Below are 25,815 nucleotides of genomic sequence, written 5' to 3'. Positions count from 1 at the left end.
TATTCTCGGGTATGAATTCCGCTTCCCCTGCGCCCGGCGGCGCCACGCCGCTCGACATCTCGCGCATCTCGGCGATCACGCTCGACCTCGACGACACCCTGTGGCCGATCTGGCCGACCATCGAGCGTGCCGAGCGCGTGCTGCACGAATGGCTGCTGCGCGAGGCGCCCAAGACGGCCTCGCTGCTGCTCACGCCGGGCGTGCTGCGCGAGCTGCGCGAAGCCACCGCCAAGGAGCGTTCCGACCTCGCGCACGACCTGAGCGCGCTGCGCCGCGAGTCGATCCGCACGGCGCTCGTGCGCGCGGGCGAAGACCCGGCGCTGGCCGACCCGGCCTTTGACGCCTTCTTCGAAGAGCGCCAGCGCGTCACGCTGTACGACGACGCCCTGCCGGCACTCAAGTGGCTCAGCGAGCGCTACCCGCTGGTGGCGGTGTCGAACGGCAACGCCGACCTCCACAAGACCGGCGTCGGCCGGTGGTTCCGCACCGCCTTCAATGCGCGCGCCTTCGGCAGCGGCAAGCCGCATGCGCCGATCTTCCGCGCCGCGGCGGCCTCGGTCGGCCTGCTGCCCAAGGACGTGCTGCACGTGGGCGACGACGCCGCGCTCGACGTGGTGGGCGCGCTCAACGCCGGCATGCAGGCCGCGTGGCTGGTGCGCGACGAGCGACCGTGGGAGCACGGCGCGCGTCCGCAGCTGATCGTGCCCAACCTGCACGCGCTGTGCATCGCGCTGGGCGCCTGAACCTCAGCGGAACACCGGCCGGAAGAAGCTGCGTTCGTAGCTGACGATGCAACGCGTTTCCTCCGCGTAGCGGAAGGCGGCCTGGCAGTCGGCGTCCTGCATCGAGTCGGCCCGGTAAGTTTCGTACGCGGCCAGGCTCGGGAAGCTGAACATCGCCAGCGCCACGTTGTTCGCGCCTTCGGACGGCAGGAAGTAGCCGTGGTGCTGGCCGCCGAACTTCTCGACCAGCGGAATCCAGAGCTTGCCGTAGTGCTCGAATTCCTTGAGCTTGAAGGGATCGACGATGTAGCGCAGGTAGCAGGTGATCATGGGTGAGGAATGTCAGGGGACTATCGGCGCGGCCCGAGCGGCGCGCGGCTGCCCGGACTATAGTTTTGCGGCTGCCTTCTCACACCCCTTTCGCGCGAATTTCCTCCCATGCATCTCTCCACCTGGCTCCTCTTTTGCGGCGTGACCCTGGTCGTCGCCTTCACGCCCGGCCCGGCCGTGCTGCTCGCGGTCTCCAACGCCATCTCCGTCGGCCCGCGCCGCGCGATGATCAGCTCGCTGGGCAACGCCTGCGGGCTCTTCCTGGTCTCAGCCGCCGCGATGGGCGGGCTGGGCGTGGTGCTCAACACCTCGGCCACGGCCTTCATGGTGCTGAAGGTGGCGGGTGCGGGCTACCTCGTGTACCTGGGCATCCGGCAGTGGCGCAGCCGCACGAGCGTGTTCGCCGAGCTGCAGCCGTCGGGTGCACCGGCACCTTCGCGTTCCGCGCGCCGGCTGTTCGGGCATGGCGTGACGGTGGCGCTGACCAACCCGAAGGGCATCCTGTTCTTCTCGGCGCTGTTCCCGCAGTTCCTCACGCACGACGCGCCGATCCTCACGCAGTTCGCCGTGCTCACCACGACCTTCGCGGCCGGCTCGGTGCTGGCGCATGGTTCGTACGTGCTGTTGGCGCGCCTGCTGAAGAAGCAGTTCGCGAACCCCAAGCGCGCGCAGCTGTTCAACCGCGTGTCGGGCGGCGCCTTCGTGCTGCTGGGGTTGAGCCTGCTGCGCCTGCGCAACAAGACGGCCTGAGAAGGCCGCCGACTTTCTTCAGTCGAGCCCGAAGCGCTCGCGCAGCGCCGCGCAGAAATCGGCGGTGCCGCTGAGCGAGAGCGTGAGGGTGTCCAGGCGCGGGTTGTCTTCCCGCGTGCGCTGCACGTCGCAGTCCCACACCGCACCGTCGTCGAGCGCGCCGCGCGCACCGGGGAAGGTGGCCTCGGCCCAGGCCAGCACCTGCGCGATCTCGGCTTCCACCTCGGGCGTGCGCTCGGGTGGGGTCGAGGCCATGGCGTCGAAGGTGCCGTGGTCTTCGGTGTCTTCGCTGTAGTCGAAATCCAGGTAGCGCAGGGTTGTGGTCATGGCGTGGAAAGCGAGCGCGCGACGGCCAGTCCGTTGAGGACCGCACCTTCGAGCGTGGCGGGATAGGGGCCTTCGGTGTAGTCGCCGCAGGCCTGCAGCCCCGGCGCGATGGCGGCGGGCGGGCGGGCCAGGCCGGGCGTGCAGGCGAAGGTGGCGCGCTTCTCGACCACGGTCTGGATCGGCGTGAGCCCCGGTTGGCCGAGCTGCGCGCCGGCTTGCGCGAGCACCTGTTTCTCGAGCGTCTCGCGCGGCGTTTCGTTGGCGCTCACGACGAAGGCGAGCACGCCTTCTGGTCCCCCGAGCTGGCCGCGATCGAACACGAACTGGGCCGGTGCGCTGCCCGGCTGGCTGCGCAGCGCGAGCATCGGTTCGGCCAGCGGCGCCGCGCCGCGCACGTAGACCGTGGCGATCGCCTCGAAGCGCAGCGATTCGGTGACGTTGCACCAGCGCGATGCGGCCGGCACGCCGGTGGCGCGCGCGAGGCGCGCGGCGTCCCAGGGCGCGCAGGCCAGCACGGCCTGGTCGAAGACCTCGTCATCGACGCGCCACTGGTCGCCTTCGGGCGCGATGGCGCGCACGCGGTGCCCGATGCGTGCGGTGGCGCCGTGCCGCGCGAGCCAGGCCAGCGCGGCATCGGGCAGCAGGACGCCGAGGTCCACGCGCGGCAGCAGCAGGTCGGCGCCGCCGCGCCCGCTGAACAGCGCGTCGTGCAGCACGCGCAGGAACACCTGGCCGCTCGATTGCGGCACGGGCGTGTTGAGCGCCGAGACGCACAGCGGCTCGATGAGTTCGTGCATCACGCGCGGCGTGAGGCCGGCGCACAGCGTGGCGACGCTGGTGCCGGGCGCGCAGTGAAAGCCCGCGAGGCGCCAGCGCACGGCGGTGGCCAGCAGCGCGGCCTTGTCGCGCCACGTCCAGCCGCGCGCGGTGAAGATGCCGATGAGCAGGTCGAGCGGCGGCGGCCGGCCCGCGGGCAGCTGCAGCCCGCCGCCGTCGGCAAAGCGCAGCGACAGCGGCAGGCGCTGCAGGGCGGTGTCGACATCGACCCCCACGTCGCGCATGAGCGCCAGCGTGGTGGTGTAGGCGCCGATCAGGATGTGCTGGCCGTTGTCCAGCGCCATGCCGTGCATGTGATCGACCCGCCGCGCCCGCCCGCCGGCCATCGGCGCGGCTTCGAACAGGGTGACGGCGTGCCCGAGGCGCGTGGCCTCGACGGCGCAGGCCAAGCCGGCCCAGCCGGCGCCGATGACGGCGAGCCTCATGGGCACGAAGGGTGGGGCGTCATATCCGGCCCAGCGCCTGGACCTTCCAGGCGAGCCACAGCTTGCGCACGGGCGTCAGGCTGATGCGCTGGTTGAGCACCTGGAAGTCGTCGCGCTCGATTTCGCGCAGCAGCGTGCGGTAGATGCTGGCCATCATCAGGCCGGGCTTCTGGGTGCGGCGGTCGGCCAGCGGCAGCAGGGCCAGCGCTTCGTCGTAGGCGGCGTGGGCGCGCTGGGCCTGGAACTTCATGAGCGCGACAAAACGGTCGGAGTGCACGCGGTTGAGGATCTCGTGCGCCTTCACGTCGAACTGCTGCAGCTCGTTGACGGGCAGGTAGATGCGACCGCGCAGCGCGTCTTCGCCGACGTCGCGCAGGATGTTGGTCAGCTGCAGCGCCAGGCCGAGCTTGTGGGCGTAGGCGGTGGTCTGCGGATCGGTCTGGCCGAAGATGCGCGCCGCGACTTCGCCGACCACGCCGGCCACCAGGTGGCAGTAGCGCGCCAGGCCGGGAAAGTCGAGGTAACGGGTCTGGTCCAGGTCCATCTGGCAGCCGTCGATCACTTCGTTGAGCTGGCGCGCCTCGATGCCATAGGTGGCGGCATGCGGCATGAGCGCCTGCATGACCGGATGGCGCGGCGTGCCGGCAAAAGCCTGGGCGACCTCGGTGCGCCACCAGGCGAGCTTGGTGGCGGCCACGCCGGGGTCGGAAACCTCGTCCACCACGTCGTCGACCTCGCGGCAGAAGGCATAAAAAGCCGTGATCGCGGCGCGCCGCGGCTTGGGCAGGAACAGGAAGGCGTAATAGAAACTGCTGCCCGAAGCGGCGGCCTTGTCTTGCACGTATTGCTCGGGATTCATCGGGGAGGCGCTGCTTTCATGGGCCGTGATTGTCTCCGCATCCGCCATGCCTTCCAGAGCAGCACGGGCGCGTCGGCCTTGCCGACGGTGGGGCGCTGCGTGAAGGTGTCGAAGCCCAGGTCCTCGATCTTGTCGAGGATGCGCAGGCCGCCCTGCACGACCAGGCGCAGCTCCCAGCCCACGCGGCCCGGCAGGCGGTGCACGAGTGGGGCGCCCTCGGTCATGAGCTCGCGCGCCCAGAAGGCCACCACTGCTATCAGATTGATAGCTTCCTGCGGCGGCGGCGCGGAAGACAGCGGCGCGAAGACCTTGAAATGCTCCGAGGTCAGCCCGCGCCGCGCGCAGTCGGTGCGCGGAAAGTAGAAGCGCCCGCGCGGCAGGTCGACGCTCGGGTCCTGCCAGAAGTTGATGAGCTGCAGCGCGCTGCAGATGGCGTCGCTCTGGGCCAGCGCCTGCGCATCGGTCACGCCGTACAGGTGCAGCAGCAGCCGGCCGACCGGGTTGGCGGAGCGGCGGCAGTAGTCGAGCAGCTCGGCGCGGTCGGCGTAGGTGCCGCGGTCGCGGGTCTTCTCGATGTCCTGCATGAAGGCGCTGAGCAGGTCGGCGAGCAGGTCTTCGGGCAGGCAGTACTCGGTGATGGCCCAGGCCAGCGGGCCGAACACATGGGGCCAGCGCGAGTCGGGCAGCGCTTCGCCGCGCGCGGCAGCGGCCAGTTCCTCTCGGTAGGCGCGCAGCTCGGCCAGGCGGGCATCGGGCGAGGCGTCGCCCTCGTCGGCGATGTCGTCGGCGGTGCGCGCGAAGTGGTAGATCGCGGCGATCGGCGGGCGCAGGTGCGGCGGGCACAGCCACGAGGCCACGGGGAAGTTTTCGTAATGGGCCGGCGCGGCGGCATGACGAGGATTGGCAGGAGGAGTGGCGGACACGCCACGATTGTCGGCGACGTCATGTCCGGGCACTATGCTGGCGGCGTCGCCACTTTCCATCTCTCTTTCGCCCATGACGATGAAAGCAACTGCCGCGGCTTCCGGGACTTCGCTTCCCGCTTCGGGCGACACGGCACACGCGGCCGGGCCCGGTTTGATGATCGCGGCGCTGGGCGTCGTCTTCGGCGACATCGGCACCTCGCCGCTGTACGCCTTCAAGGAAACGATGAACCCCGAGCACGGCGTGCCGTTCTCGCCCGACGCGGTGCTGGGCCTGCTCTCGCTGATTTTCTGGGGCCTGATGTTCGTGGTGACGCTCAAATACGTGGTGTTCGTGCTGCGCGCCGACCACGACGGCGAGGGCGGCATCCTGGCGCTGCAGGCGCTGGCGCGCAACGCCGTTTCCGGCCCGAAGACCCGGCCCTGGGTGTGGCGCGGCATCGGGGTCCTGGGCCTGGTGGGCGCGGCCATGTTCTACGGCGACAGCCTGATCACGCCGGCGATCTCGGTGCTGTCGGCGGTCGAGGGCCTGGAGGTGCAGGCGCCGGTGCTGCAGCGCGTGGTGATCCCGATCACGTTGGCCATCCTCGTCGGGCTGTTCATGGTACAGAAGAAGGGCACGGGCGTGGTCGGCAGGATCTTCGGGCCGGTGATGCTGCTGTGGTTCCTGGTGCTGGGCGTGGCGGGGCTCTGGCAGGTGCTGCAGCAGCCGCAGGTGCTGGCGGCGCTCGATCCGCGCCGGGCGGTGGGCTTCCTGGTGGTGCACCGGGCGCAATCGCTGGCCGTGCTGGGCGCGGTGTTCCTGGCGTTCACGGGCGGCGAGGCGTTGTATGCCGACATGGGGCACTTCGGTGCCAGGCCGATCCGTCTCGCGTGGCTCTTCATCGCGCTGCCGGGGCTGGTGCTCAACTACTTCGGGCAGGGCGCGCTGGTGCTGGCGAACCCGGCGGCCATCGACAACCCGTTCTTCCGGCTCTTTCCCTCGTGGGGCGTGCTGCCGATGGTGGTGCTCGCCGCCATGGCCACGGTGATCGCGTCGCAGGCGGTGATCTCGGGCGCCTTCTCGCTCACCGCGCAGGCGATGCGCATGGGCTACCTGCCGCGCATGCGCGTGGTGCAGACCTCGGGCACGGCCATCGGGCAGATCTACGTGCCAGCCGTCAACTGGTTGCTGATGGTCGGCGTGCTGCTGTTGGTGCTGGGCTTCCGCAGTTCGGGCGCGCTGTCGGCGGCGTACGGCATCGCGGTGTCGATCACGATGGTGACGACCACATTGCTGGCCGGCATCGTGGCCTGGGGCCTGTGGCGCTGGAACAAGGTGGCGGTGGTGGTCGGCGTGGCGGCCTTCGCGGCGGTCGACCTGACCTTCGTGGTGTCCAACAGCCTGAAGGTGGCCGAGGGCGGCTGGCTCACGCTGGCGGTGGCGGCCGGCGTGATGGTGCTGTTCACCACCTGGGCCAAGGGCCGGCGCCTGGGCCTGGAAGCGGCGGCGGCCGACAGCCTGCCGCTGCGCCCCTTCGTCGAGTCGCTGGCGCTGAACATGCCGCACCGGGTGAGCGGCACGGCCGTGTTCCTGAACCCCGACGCCACGGCGGTGCCGCATGCGCTGCTGCACAACCTCAAGCACAACCAGGTGCTGCACGAGCAGGTGATCGTGCTGCGCGTGCTCTCGTGCGACACGCCGCGCGTGGACGCGCGCCTGCGCATCGAGGCCGAGCAGCTGATGGCCGGCATCTGGGTGGTCACCGCGCGGCACGGCTTCATGGAGCGCGCCGACGTGCCCGAGTTCATCCGCATCCTGGCCTACCAGAAGACCCTGGCCATCGACTCGATGAAGACCTCGTACTTCGTCTCCCGCGCCTCGGTGGGCGAGGAGAACCTGCCGGGCATGAACCCGGTGCGACGGGTGCTGTTCGGCTGGCTGCAGCGCAACGCGGGCCGGGCATCCGATTACTTCGAGCTTCCTGATAACCGGCTGGTTGAAATGGGGCAGAGAACTTAGCGTGAACGTGGTCAACTGACCGGCGGGTCATTGACACTGTTTAACGTTTACCCTAGATTACTAACCGGTGGGTCATTAATGACCCGGTTCCTCTCTTCTTGGGTGTCTCATGACCGCCTCCGCCGCCTCACTCCGTGCCCGCAGCGCCGCCTGGCTGCTGCTTCCCGCCATCTTTCTGGCCGGCTGTTCGCCGAAACCGCCTGCCCAGGAGCCCGTGAGGGCGGTCAAGTTCGTGACCGTCGGCACCAGCGACTACGACGCCCAGCCCGAGTTCTCGGCCGAGGTGCGGGCCCGGGTCGAATCGCGCCTGGGCTTCCGGGTGGCGGGCAAGATCATCCGCCGCCAGGCCGAGCTCGGCCAGCACGTGCAGGCCGGCCAGGTCTTGGCTCAGCTCGATCCGCAGGACTACCGCCTGGCCGCCGAGGCCGCCCGCGCCCAGCAGGCCGCCGCGCTGACCAACCGCGACCTCGCGGCCGCCGACCTCAAGCGCTACACCGAACTGCGATCGCAGAACTTCATCAGCGGCGCCGAACTGGAACGCCGCGAAACCACCTGGAAGGCCGCCCAGGCGCAGCTCGAGCAGGCGCAGGCGCAACTGGCCTCGCAAGGCAACCAGGCCAGCTATACGACGCTGGTGGCCGACGTGGCGGGCATCATCACGGCCATCGAGGCCGAGCCGGGCCAGGTGGTGCAGGCCGGCACGCCGGTCGTGCGCATCGCCCAGGACGGCGCGCGCGACGTGGTGTTCGCGGTGCCTGAGGACCGCGCCGCGCTGATCAAGCCCGGCTCGCCGGTCGCGGTGCGCGGCTGGTCCGGCGGCGAGGTGCTGCAGGGCCAGGTGCGCGAGGTGGCGGCCAGCGCCGACGCGGTCACGCGCACCTACTCGGTCAAGGTGTCGATCGACGCCGCGACCTCGCCGGCGCTCGGCGCCACGGTCTACGCCAGGCCGCAGGCCCTGGCCCGCACCGACGTGGCGGTGATCAAGCTGCCGACCAGCGCACTGCGCCAGGAAGGCAAGGGCTCGGCGGTCTGGGTGCTCGACAAGGACAGCATGACCGTGCGCTCGCAGCCGGTGCAGGTGGTCACGGCCGACGGCAATGAGGCCGTGATCGGCTCAGGCCTGTCGACCGGGATGATGGTCGTGGCCGCGGGCGTGCACGTGCTGTCGCCGGGGCAGAAGGTCACCATCTACCAGTCGAAGGAGGCCATGGCGGCCGCCGCCAATGGCCAGCAACAGGCGCAGGCGAAGCAGCAGGCCGTCGAGGCCGTGGCCGCGACGAAGAAGGAGATCGCAACGGGTGCCGCCAAATGACGGAAGGCCCAGCGACCCCCGTAACCCCTGCGACAACCCCGGCGTCCGAGTACAAGTCGCCCGGCTTCAATCTTTCCAAATGGGCGCTGGACCACGCGCCCCTCACGCGCTACCTGATGGTGGTGCTGATGGTGCTGGGCGCCTTCGCGTACTTCCAGCTCGGCCAGGACGAAGACCCGCCGTTCACCTTCCGTGCCATGGTGGTGCGCACCTACTGGCCCGGCGCCACCGCGCAGCAGGTGGCCGAGCAGGTCACCGACAAGCTGGAGCGCACGCTGCAGGAGGCGCCGTACGCCGACAAGATCCGCAGCTATTCGAAGCCGGGTGAGTCGCAGATCATTTTCCAGATCAAGGACTCGTCGAAGGCCGCCGAGGTGGCCAACGTCTGGTACACGGTGCGCAAGAAGATCGGCGACATGCGCGGCACCTTGCCCGCGGGCGTGCAGGGGCCGTTCTTCAATGACGATTTCGGCGACGTCTACGGCGTGATCTACGCGCTGGAAAGCGAGGGCTTCAGCTACGCCGAGCTCAAGACGCTGGCCGACGACGTGCGCCAGCAGCTGCTGCGCGTGAAGGACGTGGCCAAGGTCGACCAGTTCGGCGTGCAGGACGAGAAGGTTTTCATCGAGATCTCGCAGAAGCGCCTGGCGCAGCTGGGGCTCGACTTCAACGCCGTGCTGGCCCAGCTCGGCTCGCAGAACGCGGTCGAAAGCGCCGGCACGATCCAGTCGCCGCTGGACGTGGTGCAGGTGCGCGTGGGCGGCCAGTTCACCAGCGTCGAGCAGCTGCGCGAGATGCCGATCCGCGGCAGCTCGGGCAACCAGATCAAGCTCGGCGACATCGCCGAGATCCGCCGCGGGTACGTCGATCCGCCGGCCGTCAAGGTGCACCACCAGGGCAAGGAAGTGATCGCGCTCGGTGTGTCGATGGCCAAGGGTGGCGACATCATCGCGCTGGGCAAGGCGCTCAAGGCCACCACCGCCACCATCGACCAGCGCCTGCCGGCCGGCGTGAAGCTGGCGCAGGTGCAGGACCAGCCGGTGTCGGTGGCCAGCTCGGTCAACGAATTCGTCGGCGTGCTCATCGAGGCCGTGGCCATCGTGCTGGCCGTGAGCATCATCGCGCTGGGCCTGCACAAGGGCGGGCGCTTCGGCTGGTACATCGACATGCGCCCGGGACTGGTGGTGGCCATCACCATTCCGCTGGTGCTGGCCGTGACCTTCCTAGCCATGAACTACTTCGGCATCGGGCTGCACAAGATATCGCTGGGGTCGCTCATCATCGCGCTGGGCCTCCTGGTGGACGACGCGATCATTGCCGTGGAGATGATGGTGCGGAAGATGGAGGAGGGCTACGACAAGGTCCGCGCCGCCACCTTCGCTTACGACGTGACGGCCAAGCCGATGCTCACGGGCACGCTCATCACGGCGGCGGGCTTCCTGCCGATCGGCATCGCCAAGTCGGTGACGGGCGAATACACCTTCGCGATCTTCGCGGTGACGGTGATCGCGCTGGTGCTGTCGTGGATCGTGTCGGTGTACTTCGTGCCGTACCTGGGCACGCTGCTGCTCAAGGTGAAGCCGCACGACCCCGACGCGCCGCCGCACGAGCTGTTCGACACGCCGTTCTACAACAGCTTCCGCCGCGCCGTGAACTGGTGCGTGCAGCACCGCTGGCTGACGATCGGCGCAACCGTGCTGATCTTTGCGCTGGGCATCGTCGGCATGGGCAAGGTGCAGCAGCAGTTCTTCCCCGATTCGAGCCGGCCCGAGATCATGGTGGACATCTGGTTCCCCGAAGGCACCTCGTTCGCCGCCAACGAAGAGGTGGCCAAGCGCGTCGAACAGCGCGTGATGAAGGAAGAGGGCGTGAAGACCGTCAGCACCTGGATCGGCTCCGGCGTGCCGCGCTTCTACCTGCCGCTGGACCAGGTGTTTCCACAGACCAACGTGTCGCAGCTCATCGTGCTGGCCAAGGACCTGAAGGTGCGCGAGACGCTGCGCCTGCGCCTGCCCGCCTTGCTGGCCGAGGAGTTCCCCGAGGTGCGTGGCCGCGTCAAGCTGCTGCCCAACGGCCCGCCGGTGCCGTACCCGGTGCAGTTCCGCGTGATCGGCACCGAGCCCGCCCAGCTGCGCGCCCGTGCCGACGAGGTGAAGGCCGTGCTGCGCGAGAGCCCCAACATGCGCGGCGTGAACGACAACTGGAACGAGTCGGTCAAGGTGATCCGCCTGGAGATCGACCAGGCCAAGGCGCGTGCGCTCGGCGTGACCAGCCAGGCCATCGCCCAGGCCTCGCGCACCATGTTCAGCGGTACCACGGTCGGCCAGTACCGCGAGAACGACCTGCTGATCGACATCGTGCTGCGCCAGTCGGCCGACGAGCGCGAGGCGATTTCGGACATCGGCAACGCCTACATCCCGACGACCACGGGCCGTTCGATCCCGCTCACGCAGATCGCCCGTCCGGTGTTCACCTGGGAGCCCGGCGTGATGTGGCGCGAGAACCGCGACTACGCGATCACCGTGCAGGGCGACGTGGTGGAAGGCCTGCAGGGCGCCACCGTGACCGAGCAGCTGCTGCCGAAACTGCGTCAGCTCGAGGCCGGCTGGCATGCGGCCGGGCAGGGCGGCTACCGTATCGAGGTGGCGGGCGCCGTGGAAGAGAGCAGCAAGGGCTCGGCCTCGATCGTGGCGGGCGTGCCGATCATGCTGTTCCTGGTGTTCACGCTGCTGATGCTGCAGCTGCACAGCTTCAGCCGCTCGCTGCTGGTGTTCATCACCGGCCCGATGGGCATCGCCGGCGTGGCCGCCGCGCTGCTGCTGCTGAACCGGCCCTTCGGCTTCGTGGCGCTGCTCGGCGTGATCGCGCTCATGGGCATGATCCAGCGCAACGCCGTGATCCTGATCGACCAGATCGAGCTCGACCGCGCTGCCGGCGTGCCGGCCTGGGACGCGATCGTCGAGTCGGCCGTGCGGCGCCTGCGCCCCATCGTGCTGACCGCCGCGGCGGCGGTGCTGGCGATGATCCCGCTGTCGCGCAGCGTGTTCTGGGGGCCGATGGCCGTGGCCATCATGGGCGGGCTGATCGTGGCCACCGTGCTGACGCTGCTGGCGTTGCCGGCGATGTACGCCGCGGCCTTCCGCATCAAGCGGGAGCCGCAAACCGCTGCCGCCTGAAAAGGCGCTTTTCAGGGGCCGTTTTCGCGCGGCCCGTATCCCTTGCGCGAGAGTGGGTGAAATCCCCCAAAGGGGGAAGCCGGAAGGCCCCCATTCTTGCGTTTAAAATGCGCGGTTGACCGATTTCAGGCGGACGGTCTTGGGCCAGCGGTTTTTCCGCAGCGCCGAGGCCGTCCGCCTTTGCATTCACCTGAAATTTGGCATCGCGCGGGTGGCGAAATTGGTAGACGCACCAGGTTTAGGTCCTGACGTTCGCAAGAACGTGCCGGTTCGAGTCCGGCCCCGCGCACCAGCCACACCCCTCACAAGGAAGACACCATGACCGTGAACGTTGAAACTCTCGAGAAGCTCGAACGCAAGATCACGCTGACCCTGCCGGTCGGCACCATCCAGAACGAAGTCGATTCGCGCCTCAAGAAGCTCGCGCGCACCGTCAAGATGGACGGCTTCCGTCCCGGCAAGGTGCCGATGAACGTCGTGGCCCAGCGCTACGGCTACTCGGTGCACTACGAAGTCATGAATGACAAGGTCGGCGAGGCCTTCTCGCAAGCCGCCAACGAAGCCAAGCTGCGCGTCGCCGGCCAGCCTCGCATCACCGAGAAGGAAGAGTCGCCCGAAGGCCAGCTCGCCTTCGACGCGGTCTTCGAAGTGTTCCCCGAAGTCAAGATCAATGACCTGTCGGGTGCTGAAGTCGAGAAGCTGTCGGCCGAAGTCGGCGACGAAGCCATCGACAAGACCCTGGACATCCTGCGCAAGCAACGCCGCACCTTCGCCCAGCGCGCGCAAGACGCCGTGGCCGAAGACAACGACCGCGTGACGGTCGACTTCGAAGGCAAGATCGACGGCGAGCCCTTCCAGGGCGGCAAGGCCGAAGACTTCCAGTTCGTCGTCGGCGAAGGCCAGATGCTCAAGGAATTCGAAGACGCCGTGCGCGGCATGAAGTCCGGCGACAGCCGCACCTTCCCGCTGTCGTTCCCGGCCGATTACCACGGCAAGGACGTGGCCGGCAAGCAAGCCGACTTCATGGTCACCGTGAAGAAGATCGAAGCCTCGCACCTGCCCGAAGTCAACGAGCAGCTGGCCAGTCGCTCGGCATCGCCGAAGCCACCGTGGAAGGCCTGCGCGCCGACATCAAGCGCAACCTCGAGCGCGAAGTGAAGTTCCGCCTGCTGGCCCGCAACAAGAACGCCGTGATGGACGCCCTGGTGGCCAACGCCGAGCTCGACCTGCCCAACGCCAGCGTGCAGTCGGAAGTCGCCCGCATGATCGAAGGCGCCCGCGCCGAGCTCAAGCAGCGCGGCATCAAGGATGCCGACAAGGCCCCGATCCCCGAAGAAGTGTTCCGCCCCCAAGCCGAGCGCCGCGTGCGCCTGGGCCTGGTCGTGGCCGAGCTGGTGCGTGCCAACGAACTGCAGGCCAAGCCCGAGCAGATCAAGGCCCACATCGACGAGCTGGCCGCCAGCTACGAGAAGCCGCAAGACGTCGTGCGCTGGTACTTCAGCGACAACAACCGCCTGGCGGAAGTCGAAGCCGTGGTCATCGAGAACAACGTGACCGACTTCGTGCTGGGCAAGGCCAAGGTCAACGAAAAGTCGGTGTCGTTCGACGAACTGATGGCGCAGCAGCAGTAAGCTGGTTTCCGTCGCTGCATGCAGCAACGCCGATGGGGCTTGTGCTTTGCGGCACGAGCCCCATTTCACTCAGGCGTACAGTTCAATCAGAGCGAACGAATCCATTTTCCGGAGAGCAAATTCATGAGCGCACAGGAAATTCAAGGCCTCGGCATGATCCCGATGGTCGTCGAGCAGTCGGGCCGCGGCGAGCGGTCGTATGACATCTACTCGCGTCTCCTCAAGGAACGCATCATCTTCCTGGTGGGCGAGGTCAACGACCAGACCGCCAACCTCGTGGTGGCCCAGCTGCTGTTCCTCGAGAGCGAGAACCCGGACAAGGACATTTCGTTCTACATCAACTCCCCGGGCGGCAGCGTGAGCGCCGGCATGGCGATCTACGACACGATGCAGTTCATCAAGCCGTCGGTGTCGACCATGTGCCTGGGCTTCGCGGCCAGCATGGGCGCCTTCCTGCTGGCGGCCGGCGAGAAGGGCAAGCGTTTCTCGCTGCCCAACTCCAAGATCATGATCCACCAGGTGCTTGGCGGCGCACGCGGCCAGGCCACCGACATCGAGATCCATGCGCGCGACATCCTGCGCACCAAGGACCAGATGAACCGCATCCTGGCCGAACGCACTGGCCAGCCGCTGGAAAAGGTCAAGTCGGACACCGAGCGCGACTATTTCCTGACTGCCGACGAGGCCAAGGATTACGGCCTGGTCGACCAGGTCGTCTCCCAGCGCGGTTAATGCCGCCCGGCGCCTCGGGCGCCCAAAAGGCAAAAACGGCGTTTCCCACACGGGAAACGCCGTTTTTGTTTAGTTATCATTGTCCATACCCTGTCACGAGGCAAAAGTCCATGGCCGAAAAAAAAGGCACCTCCAGCGAAAAAACGCTTTATTGCTCGTTCTGCGGCAAGAGCCAGCATGAGGTCAAGAAGCTGATCGCGGGCCCTTCGGTCTTCATCTGCGACGAATGCATCGACCTGTGCAACGAGATCATCCGTGACGAGCTGCCGGCCGGTGAGGAAGCGCGCGACGCGCGCAGCGACCTGCCCACGCCGCTGGAGATCAAGACCAACCTCGACAACTACGTGATCGGCCAGGAGCCGGCCAAGCGCATGCTGTCGGTGGCGGTCTACAACCACTACAAACGCCTGCGCCACAAGGAAAAGAACACCAAGGGCGACGAGGTCGAGCTCAGCAAGAGCAACATCCTGCTGATCGGCCCCACGGGTTCGGGCAAGACGCTGCTGGCGCAAACGCTCGCGCGCATGCTCGACGTGCCCTTCGTGATGGCCGACGCCACCACGCTGACCGAAGCCGGCTACGTGGGCGAGGACGTCGAGAACATCATCCAGAAGCTGCTGCAAAGCTGCAACTACGAGGTCGAGCGCGCCCAGCGCGGCATTGTCTACATCGACGAAATCGACAAGATCTCGCGCAAGTCCGACAACCCCTCGATCACCCGCGACGTGTCGGGCGAGGGCGTGCAGCAGGCGCTGCTCAAGCTCATCGAAGGCACCATGGCCAGCGTGCCGCCCCAGGGCGGTCGCAAGCACCCGAACCAGGACTTCCTGCAGATCGACACGACCAACATCCTGTTCATCTGCGGCGGCGCCTTTGCAGGCCTCGAGAAGGTCATCGAAAACCGCACCGAGGCCTCGGGTATCGGCTTCGGCGCCGCAGTAAAGAGCAAGGCCCAGCGCAGCATCACCGAGGTGTTCCGCGAAGTCGAGCCTGAAGACCTGATCAAGTTCGGCCTGATCCCCGAACTCGTGGGCCGCATGCCCGTGGTCGCCTCGCTGGCCGAGCTGAGCGAAGACGCGCTGGTTCAGATCCTGACCGAGCCCAAGAATGCGGTGGTGAAGCAGTTCACCAAGCTGCTGCAGATGGAGGGCGTGGACCTCGAAATCCGTCCCGCGGCGCTCAAGGCGATCGCACGCAAGGCGCTGGCCCGCAAGACCGGTGCGCGCGGCCTGCGCTCGATCCTTGAACAGTCGCTGATCGACACCATGTTCGAATTGCCGAACGCGACCAATGTCGACAAGGTGGTGGTCGAGGAATCGACCATCGACGAAAACAAGCCCCCGCTGCTCGTGTACCGCGAAACGGCGAAAAAGGCCTAAAGGACAAGGACGCTCATGTCTGGTCATACCCCATTGCCCCCCGAAGCCCTCGACCTGCCGCTGCTGCCGCTGCGGGACGTCGTGGTGTTTCCCCACATGGTGATCCCGCTCTTCGTGGGTCGCCCGAAGAGCATCAAGGCGCTCGAGCTGGCGATGGAGGCCGAGCGCCGCATCATGCTGGTGGCCCAGAAGGCCGCCGCCAAGGACGAGCCCTCGGTCGAGGACATGTTCGAGGTCGGCTGCGTCTCGACCATCCTGCAGATGCTCAAGCTGCCCGACGGCACTGTGAAGGTGCTGGTCGAAGGCCAGCAGCGCGCGCGCGTGAACCGCATCGATGACGGTGAAACCCATTTTTCGGCCAACGTGACGCCCGTCGAGGCGCCCGAAGGCGGCGAGAAGGGCACCGAGGTCGAGGCGCTGCGCCGTGCGGTGATGCAGCAGTTCGACCAGTACGTCAAACTGAACAAGAAGATCCCGCCCGAGATCCTCACTTCGATCTCGAGCATCGACGACGCCGGCCGTCTGGCCGACACCATCGCCGCCCACCTGCCGCTCAAGCTGGACAACAAGCAGGCCGTGCTCGACCTGGACGACGTCAAGGCGCGCCTGGAAAACCTGTTCGGCCAGCTCGAACGCGAAGTCGACATCCTGAATGTCGACAAGAAGATCCGTGGCCGCGTGAAGCGCCAGATGGAGAAGAACCAGCGCGACTTCTACCTCAACGAGCAGGTCAAGGCCATCCAGAAGGAGCTCGGCGAAGGCGAAGAGGGCGCGGACATCGAGGAGATCGAGAAGAAGATCAAGCTCGCCAAGATGTCCAAGGAAGGCCTGAAGAAGGCCGAGGGCGAGCTCAAGAAGCTCAAGCTCATGTCGCCCATGTCGGCCGAAGCCACGGTGGTGCGCAACTACATCGACGTGCTCATCAGCCTGCCCTGGAGCAAGAAGACCAAGATCAAGCACGACCTGGCCAATGCCGAGGCCGTGCTCAACGCCGACCATTACGGCCTCGAGAAGGTCAAGGACCGCATCCTCGAATACCTCGCGGTGCAGCAACGCGTCGACAAGGTGAAGGCACCCATCCTGTGCCTCGTGGGCCCACCGGGTGTCGGCAAGACCTCGCTGGGGCAGTCGATCGCGAAGGCGACCGGCCGCAAGTACACCCGCATGGCGCTGGGCGGCATGCGTGACGAAGCCGAGATCCGCGGCCACCGCCGCACCTACATCGGCGCGCTGCCGGGCAAGGTGCTGCAGGGGCTGAGCAAGATCGGCACGCGCAACCCGCTGTTCCTGCTGGACGAGATCGACAAGCTGGGCACGGACTTCCGCGGTGACCCGTCGAGCGCGCTGCTCGAGGTGCTCGACCCCGAGCAGAACCACACCTTCGGCGACCACTACGTGGAAGTCGACTTCGACCTGAGCGACGTCATGTTCGTCGCCACCTCGAACTCGATGAACATCCCGCCGGCGCTGCTGGACCGCATGGAAGTCATTCGCCTCTCGGGCTACACCGAGGACGAGAAGACCAACATCGCGATCAAGTACCTGCTGCCCAAGCAGATGAAGAACAACGGCGTGAAGGACGACGAACTGGCCGTCACCGAAGCCGCCGTGCGCGACATCGTGCGCTACTACACGCGGGAAGCCGGCGTGCGTTCGCTGGAGCGAGAACTGTCCAAGATCTGCCGCAAGGTGGTGAAGGGCCTGCTGCTCAAGCAACTGACGCCCAAGGTCACGGTCGACGGCGAGAACCTCAACGAGTTCCTCGGCGTGCGCAAGTACAGCTTCGGCCTGGCCGAGAAGCAGAACCAGGTCGGTCAGGTGGTCGGCCTTGCGTGGACCGAAGTCGGCGGCGACCTGCTGACGATCGAAGCCGTGACCATGCCCGGCAAGGGCGTGATCAGCCGCACCGGTTCGCTGGGCGACGTGATGAAGGAATCGGTCGAGGCCGCGCGCACCGTGGTGCGCAGCCGCTCGCGCCGCCTGGGCATCAAGGACGAGGTGTTCGAGAAGCGCGACATCCACATCCACGTGCCCGACGGCGCCACGCCCAAGGACGGCCCGAGCGCGGGTGCAGCGATGACGACGGCCTTCGTGTCGGCGCTCACAGGCATCCCGGTGCGTGCCGACGTCGCGATGACTGGCGAGATCACGCTGCGCGGCGAAGTCACCGCCATCGGCGGCCTGAAGGAAAAGCTGCTGGCCGCATTGCGCGGTGGTATCAAGACCGTGCTGATCCCCGAAGAGAACGCCAAGGACCTGCAGGACATTCCCGAGAACGTGAAGAACGGCCTCGAGATCGTGCCGGTGAAGTGGATCGACAAGGTGCTCGAGATCGCGCTCGAGAAGATGCCCGAACCGCTGTCCGACGAAGAGGTGGCCGCTTCGGCTGCTGCAGTGGCCGAACTGGCCAAGCAGCGCGCTGGGGCGCCGGCCGTCGAAGGCTCGGTCAAACATTGATCGATTGATTGCAGAACTTGTGAAGCCTCAAAAAACTGGTATATAATTTGAGGCTCGAAACGCGGGAATAGCTCAGTTGGTAGAGCGCAACCTTGCCAAGGTTGAGGTCGAGAGTTCGAGACTCTTTTCCCGCTCCAGTTTTGAAAAAGGGAAGCAAGCAGCTTCCCTTTTTTTCGCAGTTCGATTTCGTTATTCAGCGTGGCGCGATAGCAAAGCGGTTATGCAACGGATTGCAAATCCGTCTAGCCCGGTTCGACTCCGGGTCGCGCCTCCACCCTCTCGTCAAGACCGATCGGCTCCGATACACAAGCCCCGCCAACCGACGTTGCCGGGGCTTGTTTCATTTGGGTTATCGTCGATGTTCAACCCGAGGCCCGGATGGTGAAATTGGTAGACACATCGGACTTAAAATCCGCCGCTTCCTTAATCGGGGCATACGGGTTCGACCCCCGTTCCGGGTACCACCATATTTACAAGGGAGTATTTGATGCCTCGCTACAACGCTCCATTTGAGATCCATGTGCATGGCGATGTGCCGCTGCGCTCGGACGTGAGCTTCGAGCAGATCCAGGAGGCGCTGCGGCCGCTCTGGAAATACGCAGGCGCCAAATCGCTGGCCGACGGTGCCACCAGCACCTACGAAGAAGAACCCGGCATCCGCTTCGAGCAGAAGGACCACACGCTGCAGATCTGCTGGACCGTGCCGGGCGACGAAGACTTCCGCCAGGCGCTCGACGAGATGTGCATGGGCCTGAACGAACTCTCCGAACGCGGCGCCGCGATCGAGGTCACCTTCTACGACACCGATTTCGACGAGGAAGAGGGCGACCCCGACGAAGAATCGCGCGACGACTTCCTGATGCTGTTCGTGGGTCCCAACCCGGCCGCGATCATGCAGGTGCAGCGCGACCTGCTGGTCGAAGACGTGGTCAACCTCATGGAACGCCACTTCGACGGCGCCGAGCTGGGCGGCGTGGTCGCCGAGATCGATCGCCTCTTCAGCGACCGCTTCGACGCCCTCGTGAACTCGCTCGAGATCGGTAAGCGTCCGCGCGGCGCCGGTGGGGCCGGCGGCGGCAGCGGTGGTGGGCACGGCGGTGGCCGTCGTCCGCGCCACCTGCACTAACCCTTCACTCCGCCCGGTCCCAAGGCCGCATGGCCCTGTTCCCAGCCTCCGCGTTGCGCCCCGGCGTGCGCAAGCGCGAGGTGTTCGGCTGGGCGATGTACGACTTCGCGAACTCGGGCTACACCACGGTCGTGATCACGGCGGTGTTCGCCGCCTACTTCGTGGGCGGCATCGCCAAGGGGGCGCCATGGGCCACCTTCGCGTGGACCGCAGCCCTCAGCACCTCGTACGCCATCGTGATGTTCACGATGCCCGCGATCGGCGCCTGGGCCGACCTGCGCGCCGCCAAGAAGCGCGTGCTGGTCATGACGACCACCGGTTGCGTGCTCGCCACGGCGGCGCTCGCGCTCACGCCGGGCTTTGCGGGCGGCGCGATGGGCGTCGCGCTCGCGATGGCGCTGGTGATCGTCTCCAATGCTTTCTATTCCTACGGCGAGTCGCTGACCGGCGCCTTCCTGCCCGAGCTGGCAACGGCCGAGGGCATGGGCAAGGTGAGCGGCTGGGGCTGGGCCTTCGGCTATGTCGGCGGCATGCTGGCGCTGGGGTTGTGCCTGGCGTACGTGCTGTGGTCGCAGGCGCGCGGGTTGCCGGCGGCGCACTTCGTGCCAGTCACGATGCTGATCACGGCGGCGATCTACGGCGTGGCCGCCTGTGTCACCTTCGCGCTGCTGCCCGAACGCGCCGTGCCGCAGGCCCGCCGCGGCCAAGACAGCGCCTGGCGGCAATTGCGCGCCACCTTCCAGCAGGCCCGCGCCTACCGCGACTTCATGTGGCTGCTGGTCTGCACCGTCTGCTACCAGGGCGGCGTGGCGGTCGCGATCACGCTGGCGGCGATCTACGCCGAGCAGGTGATCGGTTTCGTCGCGAGCGAGACGATGGTGCTGATCTTCGTGCTCAACGTCGCGGCCGCGCTCGGCGCCTTCGCCTTCGGCTACGTGCAGGACCGCATCGGCCACAAGGTGTCGCTGGCCGCGACGCTGCTCGCGTGGATCGCGGTGTGCGTGATTGCCGCGTGGGTCACGACCAAAGGCGGCTTCTGGTGGGCCGCCGCCATCGCGGGGCTGGCGATGGGCTCGAGCCAGTCGGCCGGGCGCGCGATGACGGGCTACCTCGCGCCGCCGCAGCAGCTGGCCGAATTCTTCGGCCTCTGGACCTTCGCCACGCGCCTGGCCAGCGTCATCGGCCCGCTGAGCTTCGGCGCCATCACCTGGGCCACCGGCGGCAACCAGCGCATCGCGATCCTCTCGACGGCCGTGCTGTTCATCGGCGGGCTGTTGCTGCTGCTGCCGATCGACATGCAGCGCGGCCGCAAGGCCGCACTGCAGGCGCGCTAGTTACTCAACGACGCTCAGGGCAGCTTGTCGCCGAACAGGCTGTCGCGCGTGAGCGGGTAGCCCGCTTCCGGCGCATAGCGCTGGACCCAGTTCGCCGGGTTCTTCACACGCGCCGCGAAGGCCGCCAGGTCCGAGCGGTCGAGCGAGCCGATGTAGATCGAGTTGGTCTGGTTGAGCGGATCGACCGTGAAGCTGAACGCCGTGCCGGCTGTCGTGAGTGCATCGGGAATGCTGCCTGCCTTGCCGCCGAGCGTGATGCTCGCGAGGTAGTTGCCGACCGAGGTGATCTCTCCAGCCTTGCCTTCGCCCAATCCCTTGATGGTGCCGCCCGCGATGGCGTAGATGGTTTCCGATTTGCCGATGCCGCCCGGCGAGCCGAGCGTGAAGCCCTTGTCCGCGATCGGACTGCCCACGACATCCGTCTGAATGGTCACGATGGTGCCGGCTGGCAGGTTCTGGTTCGCGGTCCAGAAGTAGGCCGTTTCCTTGGTGTTGCCGGTGAATTCGGCCGTGCCGTCGCCGCGGTCGCGATCTGTGAACAGCACCTGTGTCCCACCGTTCACCGCCTTCAGCAGCACGAAGGCATAGGCGTCGGGCGCCTCGGCGTTGGCGGCCATGAAGAGCAGGTCGCCGGCAGCCAGCGGCGTGGGCGTGCCGGCCGTCGTGAAGCCCAGCGTCGCCGTGTCGTGGATGCCCGCGAAGGCGTTGCCGGCGGCGTCGGTGATGGCGCCGGCATCGACCGTGACGTAGTAGCCGGCGTTCATCGCGAGCTTGGCCGTGGGCACCAGCGTCAGCACGTTGAACGCCACCTGCACGCGCGCGGCGGGGCTGTTGGCGTGGAAGGTCTCGACCACCGCTCCGTCGGCCGCATGCAGCACGATGCGCCCGGACCCGAGACGCACCGCCTCGTTGAACGACAGGATGATCGAGGTGTCGAGGTTGACGCCCACGCGGCCGGCCGGCGGCGACGCCTTCTGCAGCTTCGGCGCGGCCGTGTCGACCCACGGCGCGCCCAGGCGCACGACGAAGCCGTCGAACTTCTGCTCAGCGGCGGGCAGGTCCTTCGAGGCCGTCTTGCCGTCCCACTTGGTGTCGCCGTTGTCCAGCAGCAGCTGCACCTGCGTGCCGGCTTTCACCGGACCCGGTACCTCGACGACCGATTCGAAGCTGCCGCCCGTGGCCTTGCGCAGCGCGTCGAGGTCGTTTGAGAGTTCGACGGGCGCGCTGTTCGGGTTGCCGTCCCAGGCGAACAGGGCGAAGTTGTGGTCCACCTCCGGCACGGCCGCGCCCGCGGGCCCGGCAACGATCAGGTAGTTGCCGTCGCTGCCCTTGTCGATCGAGCGGATGCCGCGGCCACCCAGCTCCAATTCGATGGGCGTGCCGAAGACGGCCTGGGTGGCGGTGCCGGCTATCAGCGCGGCGTGGTTCTGCAGCGGCACGATCAGCGCCCTGGCGCGCACCGAGGCGCCGGTCTGCGGCGCACGGAAGCCCAGCCACAGGGCGGTGTCGCCCGGCGCGCTGGTCATGCCTTCGATCGAGAAGCCATCGACGCGCTCCGGCACGACGCCGGCAGCGGCCGACACGGCAAAGCCGAAGTGGTTGGCGCCGAGCCCGTGGGCGTTGCCCGTGTCCCAGGCGATGAGCTGCGCTTCGAGCAGCGAGAACTGGCCCACGTAGTCGAAGGTGGTGGCTGCGCCGGTGCCGCCGACTTTCACCGCGAAGAGGTGCGAGCGGTCGGCCGCCGCATCGCCGCCGTCTTTCTTGTTGCTGTTGGAGCCGGTGAAGTACAGCGTGTCGCCGATGCGCGTGCCGGCTTCGAGGTCGAGCTCCTTGGCGAGCTTGGGGCCTTCGAGCTTGTAGCTCCATTCCTTCACCGCCGCGCCGCCGGCGCGCGGGTACACGCGCAGCACGTTCGCTTCGTCGTCCGCCACCAGCATGAAATCGCCGGGCAAGGCGAGGGCGGTCGATGCGTCGGACGAGCCTTCGGTGGTGCCTGCGTTGGGCGTGAACTGCGCCTTCGACACGAGCTGGTCGGGCTCGGGCTGCACCACGGCGGGCGGCGTGGTCGGCGGCGGGTTGGCGACCGGCGGGAAGAACCCGCTGAAGCCGCCGCCGTCACCGCCGCCGCAGGCAGCCAGCAGGATCGAGAGGGTGCCGGCGAGCAGCATGGGGCGGAAGGGGATGCGGGTTGAGTGGGAAAGCGAACTCATGGTGCGTGGCCGTTCTTTGGAACAAACCGCGCATGCTGTTACTTTCGTATGACGGGTCCGTGAATGACCCGCCGGGTTTCAAGTGCGCCTCAGGGCGTCTGCTGCAGCGACTTGGGCACCTTGTAGCGCTCGCCGTCATAGCGCAGCGTCACGGTGCTGAACTTGGCGGGCAGCGCTTTCTCGACGCAACCCTGGTCTTCCTGTTCCTGCGCGCGGCTTTGCACCAGCGTACGCGACAGTTGCAGGTCGGCCAAGCCGTTGCTCGTGGTGCGCGCGACCGACAGCATGGTGCGCAGCTTCTCGAAGTGGCCGGTGCAGGTGGCGTCCCAGCCGCCGTTGTCGTGATCGAGCTCGATCTCCTGCAGCACCTGCTGCAGCTTGTTGCCGCGCTGCACGTACAGGCGCACGGTTTCGCTGGCCTGCGGGCCCGAGGTCGGGCTGTTGCCGCGGTAGCGCACGCGCAGGCCGAAGGCGCGCGTGTCGGGCGACAGCACGTAGCGCGAGGTGTCGACGCGGATTTCCTGGATCGAGGTGGTGGCGTCTTCGTCGAGCGCCTCGGGCAGGAAGATCCGCCCGATCACCGTGTCGCGGTCGGTGTTGCCGTTGTCGGGCCGCTGGATCAGCAGCAGCGCGAGGTCGAAGACCTTGGCGCCCTTGTCCGTGGTTTCGCGCGGCATGGGCAGCACCACGATGCTGCGGCCGGGAAACGCCGGCCAGACCTTGCAGGCGGCCAGCCGCTCGTCGAGCGGCTGCTTCGGATAGAGCTTGGCGTGCATGCGTTCGGCCAACCCGCTTTCGCAGGCGGCGTGGCCTAGGCCGGCGGCCGAGGCTAGGCCCAGCAGAACGAGTGCATGACGCAGGAAGAGGAGGGCGCGCATTGCCGGTGAAGTGATGTCAGGCGGTGCTTGCTGCAGGCACCGAAGCGTTTTGCGCGCGTGCGGGAAGCCAGCGCGCCGCGGCGGCTTCGAGCACCGCCAGGACGCCGCTGCTCTCAAGCACCAGCCCGCCTTCGCTGCCATCGTCGGCCAGTCGACCGAGCGACGTCAGCACGCGCCGCGTCTGCTGCGCGACCGGCGCACCGGTGTCGATGAAGCGCAGCGTCGACGGTGCGTGGCGCTGCAGTTCGTCTTTCACGAGCGGGTAGTGCGTGCAGCCGAGCACCACGGTGTCGACTTCGCCTGGCCCGTCGCCGAAGGGCCCGGCCCCCGCCATGTAGCGAGCGCACAGCGCGGCGATGGTGGCGCTGTCGAAGCCTTCGATGGCCTTCACGAGGCCGTCGCACGGCACGGGCCGCACGGTCGTCGCGCCTGCAAAGGAATCGCGCAGGGCCGCGTACCTGGCGCTGGCCAGCGTGCCGCGCGTGGCCAGCACCGCGATGTGGCCTGTGCGGCTCGTCGCCACGGCGGGCTTGAGCGCCGGCTCCAGGCCGACGATGGGCAGCGCAGGGAATTCGGCGCGCAGCACGTGGATCGCCGCCGTGGTGGCCGTGTTGCAGGCCACCACCAGCGCCTTGATGTCGTGCGCGCGCAGCAGGTGTTCGACCACCTGGCGCGAGTGCGCGATGACGTAGGCGTCGCCGCGTTCGCCATACGGCGCATTCGCGGTGTCGGCGAAGTAGACGAAGCGTTCCGTCGGCAGCTCGGCCTGCAGCGCGGCGAGCGTGCTCAGCCCCCCGACGCCGCTGTCGAACACGCCGACCGGGTTCAAGCGACTTCCAGCGGAATGGTCTTGAACTCGCCGCTGGCGATGCGCTTTTGCCACTCGGCCGGACCGGTGATGTGCGCGCTGGTGCCGCCGGCATCGACCGCCACCGTCACGGGCATGTCGACCACGTCGAACTCGTAGATGGCTTCCATGCCCAGGTCTTCGAAGCCCACCACCTTGGCGGTCTTGATGGCTTTGCTCACGAGGTAGGCGGCGCCGCCCACGGCCATGAGGTAGGCGCTCTTGTGCTTCTTGATCGCCTCGATGGCGACCGGGCCGCGCTCGGCCTTGCCGATCATGGCGATCAGGCCCGTTTCGGCCAGCATCATCTCGGTGAAGCCGTCCATGCGCGTGGCGGTGGTCGGGCCGGCGGGGCCCACGGCTTCGTTGCCGACCGGATCGACCGGGCCGACGTAGTAGATGACGCGGTTCTTGAAGTCGACCGGCAGCTTCTCGCCCTTGGCCAGCATGCCTTGGATGCGCTTGTGCGCGGCGTCGCGGCCGGTGAGCATCTTGCCGTTCAGCAGCAGCGTGTCGCCGGGCTTCCAGCTCGCCACTTCAGCGGGCGTGAGCTGGTCGAGGTTGACGCGCTTGCTCTTCTTTTCGTCGGGTGCCCAGTTCACGTCGGGCCACAGGTCGAGCGACGGCGGATCGAGGTAGACCGGGCCGCTGCCGTCCATCACGAAGTGCGCGTGGCGCGTGGCGGCGCAGTTGGGGATCATCGCCACGGGCTTGCTGGCCGCGTGCGTGGGGTACATCTGGATCTTGACGTCGAGCACGGTGGCCAGGCCGCCCAGGCCCTGCGCGCCGATGCCCAGGGCATTGACCTTCTCGAACAGTTCGAGGCGCAGCGCCTCGACCTTGCTGAGCTCGGCGCCCGAGGCGGCCTTGGCCTGCAGCTCGTGCATGTCCAGGTCGTCCATCAGGCTTTCCTTGGCCATCAATGCGGCCTTCTCGGCCGTGCCGCCGATGCCGATGCCCAGCATGCCGGGCGGGCACCAGCCGGCGCCCATGGTCGGCACGGTCTTGAGCACCCAGTCGACCACGCTGTCGCCGGGGTTCAGCATGACCAGCTTGCTCTTGTTCTCGCTGCCGCCGCCCTTGGCGGCCACCGTCACTTCGACGGAGTTGCCCGGCACGATCTCGGTGAAGATCACCGCGGGCGTGTTGTCCTTGGTGTTCTTGCGATCGAACTGCGGGTCGCCCACGACCGAGGCGCGCAGCGTGTTGTCGGGGTGGTTGTAGCCGCGGCGCACGCCTTCGTTGATGGCGTCGTCCAGCGAACCGGTGAAGCCGCCCCAGCGCACGTCCATGCCCACCTTGAGGAACACGTTGACGATGCCGGTGTCCTGGCAGATCGGGCGGTGGCCCGTGGCGCTCATCTTGCTGTTGGTCAGGATCTGCGCAATGGCGTCCTTGGCGGCGGGACTCTGCTCGCGCTCGTAGGCCTTGGCCAAGTGGGCAATGTAGTCCGCGGGGTGGTAGTAGCTGATGTACTGGAGCGCGGCGCTGATCGATTCGATCAGGTCGGCCTGCTGGATCGTGGTCGTCATGGTGGGGAGTCTTCTTGGGAGGGGGA

The 25,815-nt window shown here is 67.4% G+C and carries 19 protein-coding genes, 4 tRNA genes and 1 pseudogene; 15 read left to right on the top strand and 9 right to left on the bottom strand.

The features are described 5' to 3' along the window. Window positions 1-11: 11 nt before the first annotated feature. Window positions 12-743: an HAD family hydrolase gene (locus ACAM52_RS13005; RefSeq protein ID WP_369647240.1), complete on the top strand. Its 732-nt coding sequence runs from the start codon at window positions 12-14 to the stop codon at window positions 741-743. 3 nt (window positions 744-746) lie between these two features. Here the strand turns inward: ACAM52_RS13005 and ACAM52_RS13000 are convergent, their stop codons facing one another. Further along, window positions 747-1,052 carry an NIPSNAP family protein gene (locus ACAM52_RS13000; RefSeq protein WP_062475864.1) on the bottom strand — a complete coding sequence of 102 codons (306 nt, stop codon included), beginning with the start codon at window positions 1,050-1,052 and terminating at the stop codon, window positions 747-749. Window positions 1,053-1,160: 108 nt separating this feature from the next. On the opposite strand from ACAM52_RS13000, the gene ACAM52_RS12995 reads away from it, so the two are divergent. Then, window positions 1,161-1,802: a LysE family translocator gene (locus ACAM52_RS12995; protein ID WP_369647239.1), complete on the top strand. Its 642-nt coding sequence runs from the start codon at window positions 1,161-1,163 to the stop codon at window positions 1,800-1,802. Window positions 1,803-1,820: 18 nt separating this feature from the next. Here ACAM52_RS12995 and ACAM52_RS12990 read toward each other — a convergent pair whose 3' ends face one another. From ACAM52_RS12990 to hpnC, 4 genes are read right to left on the bottom strand one after another with little or no spacing between them, the layout of a single operon-like run. Further along, a complete protein-coding gene (locus tag ACAM52_RS12990) occupies window positions 1,821-2,129 on the bottom strand; it encodes a hypothetical protein (RefSeq protein ID WP_095745072.1) in 309 nt (102 codons plus the stop codon). Continuing rightward, complete coding sequence (gene hpnE, locus ACAM52_RS12985; protein WP_369647238.1) at window positions 2,126-3,391, bottom strand: hydroxysqualene dehydroxylase HpnE; 1,266 nt, start codon at window positions 3,389-3,391, stop codon at window positions 2,126-2,128. The genes ACAM52_RS12990 and hpnE overlap by 4 nt, the downstream gene beginning before the upstream one ends. Before the next feature lie 19 nt (window positions 3,392-3,410). Beyond that, window positions 3,411-4,250, bottom strand: a complete 840-nt coding sequence (gene hpnD, locus ACAM52_RS12980) for a presqualene diphosphate synthase HpnD (protein ID WP_070060460.1) — start codon at window positions 4,248-4,250, stop codon at window positions 3,411-3,413. Then, on the bottom strand, window positions 4,247-5,107 hold the full coding sequence (gene hpnC, locus ACAM52_RS12975) for a squalene synthase HpnC (RefSeq protein ID WP_369647731.1): 861 nt from the start codon (window positions 5,105-5,107) through the stop codon (window positions 4,247-4,249). The genes hpnD and hpnC overlap by 4 nt, the downstream gene beginning before the upstream one ends. Window positions 5,108-5,330: 223 nt before the next feature. Here hpnC and ACAM52_RS12970 point away from each other — a divergent pair, with 223 nt between their 5' ends. From ACAM52_RS12970 to ACAM52_RS12910, 13 genes and pseudogenes are all read left to right on the top strand, one after another. Further along, window positions 5,331-7,175, top strand: coding sequence for a potassium transporter Kup (locus tag ACAM52_RS12970; protein ID WP_369647730.1), 1,845 nt, complete (start codon window positions 5,331-5,333; stop codon window positions 7,173-7,175). 109 nt (window positions 7,176-7,284) lie between these two features. Continuing rightward, window positions 7,285-8,487: an efflux RND transporter periplasmic adaptor subunit gene (locus tag ACAM52_RS12965; protein ID WP_139703705.1), complete on the top strand. Its 1,203-nt coding sequence runs from the start codon at window positions 7,285-7,287 to the stop codon at window positions 8,485-8,487. Beyond that, window positions 8,484-11,663 carry an efflux RND transporter permease subunit gene (locus ACAM52_RS12960; protein WP_369647237.1) on the top strand — a complete coding sequence of 1,060 codons (3,180 nt, stop codon included), beginning with the start codon at window positions 8,484-8,486 and terminating at the stop codon, window positions 11,661-11,663. The genes ACAM52_RS12965 and ACAM52_RS12960 overlap by 4 nt, the downstream gene beginning before the upstream one ends. Window positions 11,664-11,868: 205 nt before the next feature. Next, window positions 11,869-11,955 (top strand) — tRNA-Leu (locus tag ACAM52_RS12955). A gap of 26 nt (window positions 11,956-11,981) precedes the next feature. Further along, window positions 11,982-13,294: pseudogene (gene tig, locus ACAM52_RS12950) on the top strand (trigger factor). Window positions 13,295-13,417: 123 nt separating this feature from the next. Next, window positions 13,418-14,026 carry an ATP-dependent Clp endopeptidase proteolytic subunit ClpP gene (clpP, locus tag ACAM52_RS12945; RefSeq protein WP_062475843.1) on the top strand — a complete coding sequence of 203 codons (609 nt, stop codon included), beginning with the start codon at window positions 13,418-13,420 and terminating at the stop codon, window positions 14,024-14,026. Between the two features lie 110 nt (window positions 14,027-14,136). Next, a complete protein-coding gene (gene clpX / locus ACAM52_RS12940; protein ID WP_062475840.1) occupies window positions 14,137-15,405 on the top strand; it encodes an ATP-dependent Clp protease ATP-binding subunit ClpX in 1,269 nt (422 codons plus the stop codon). Window positions 15,406-15,420: 15 nt separating this feature from the next. Next, complete coding sequence (lon, locus tag ACAM52_RS12935) at window positions 15,421-17,862, top strand: endopeptidase La (protein ID WP_139703709.1); 2,442 nt, start codon at window positions 15,421-15,423, stop codon at window positions 17,860-17,862. A 61-nt stretch (window positions 17,863-17,923) separates the two neighbouring features. Continuing rightward, a tRNA-Gly gene (locus ACAM52_RS12930) sits at window positions 17,924-17,999 on the top strand. 63 nt (window positions 18,000-18,062) lie between these two features. Continuing rightward, window positions 18,063-18,136, top strand: a tRNA-Cys gene (locus ACAM52_RS12925). Between the two features lie 98 nt (window positions 18,137-18,234). After that, window positions 18,235-18,326 (top strand) — tRNA-Leu (locus tag ACAM52_RS12920). A 23-nt stretch (window positions 18,327-18,349) separates the two neighbouring features. Then, on the top strand, window positions 18,350-18,988 hold the full coding sequence (locus tag ACAM52_RS12915; protein ID WP_095745079.1) for a DUF6806 family protein: 639 nt from the start codon (window positions 18,350-18,352) through the stop codon (window positions 18,986-18,988). 29 nt (window positions 18,989-19,017) lie between these two features. Then, the gene (locus ACAM52_RS12910; protein WP_369647236.1) at window positions 19,018-20,322 is read left to right on the top strand and encodes an MFS transporter; all 1,305 of its coding nucleotides are present in this window, start codon (window positions 19,018-19,020) and stop codon (window positions 20,320-20,322) included. 14 nt (window positions 20,323-20,336) lie between these two features. Here the strand turns inward: ACAM52_RS12910 and ACAM52_RS12905 are convergent, their stop codons facing one another. From ACAM52_RS12905 to ACAM52_RS12890, 4 genes are all read right to left on the bottom strand, one after another. Continuing rightward, on the bottom strand, window positions 20,337-22,532 hold the full coding sequence (locus ACAM52_RS12905; RefSeq protein WP_369647235.1) for an Ig-like domain-containing protein: 2,196 nt from the start codon (window positions 22,530-22,532) through the stop codon (window positions 20,337-20,339). A gap of 89 nt (window positions 22,533-22,621) precedes the next feature. Further along, window positions 22,622-23,410, bottom strand: a complete 789-nt coding sequence (locus tag ACAM52_RS12900) for a hypothetical protein (protein WP_369647234.1) — start codon at window positions 23,408-23,410, stop codon at window positions 22,622-22,624. A 16-nt stretch (window positions 23,411-23,426) separates the two neighbouring features. Then, window positions 23,427-24,239 carry a glutamate racemase gene (gene murI, locus ACAM52_RS12895; RefSeq protein WP_369647233.1) on the bottom strand — a complete coding sequence of 271 codons (813 nt, stop codon included), beginning with the start codon at window positions 24,237-24,239 and terminating at the stop codon, window positions 23,427-23,429. Further along, window positions 24,236-25,789: a fumarate hydratase gene (locus ACAM52_RS12890; protein ID WP_369647232.1), complete on the bottom strand. Its 1,554-nt coding sequence runs from the start codon at window positions 25,787-25,789 to the stop codon at window positions 24,236-24,238. The genes murI and ACAM52_RS12890 overlap by 4 nt, the downstream gene beginning before the upstream one ends. Window positions 25,790-25,815 lie beyond the last annotated feature (26 nt).

It is taken from the genome of Variovorax sp. V118 (assembly GCF_041154445.1).
Lineage (GTDB): Bacteria > Pseudomonadota > Gammaproteobacteria > Burkholderiales > Burkholderiaceae_C > Variovorax > Variovorax boronicumulans.
This window is presented reverse-complemented; position numbering and strand designations above follow the sequence as displayed.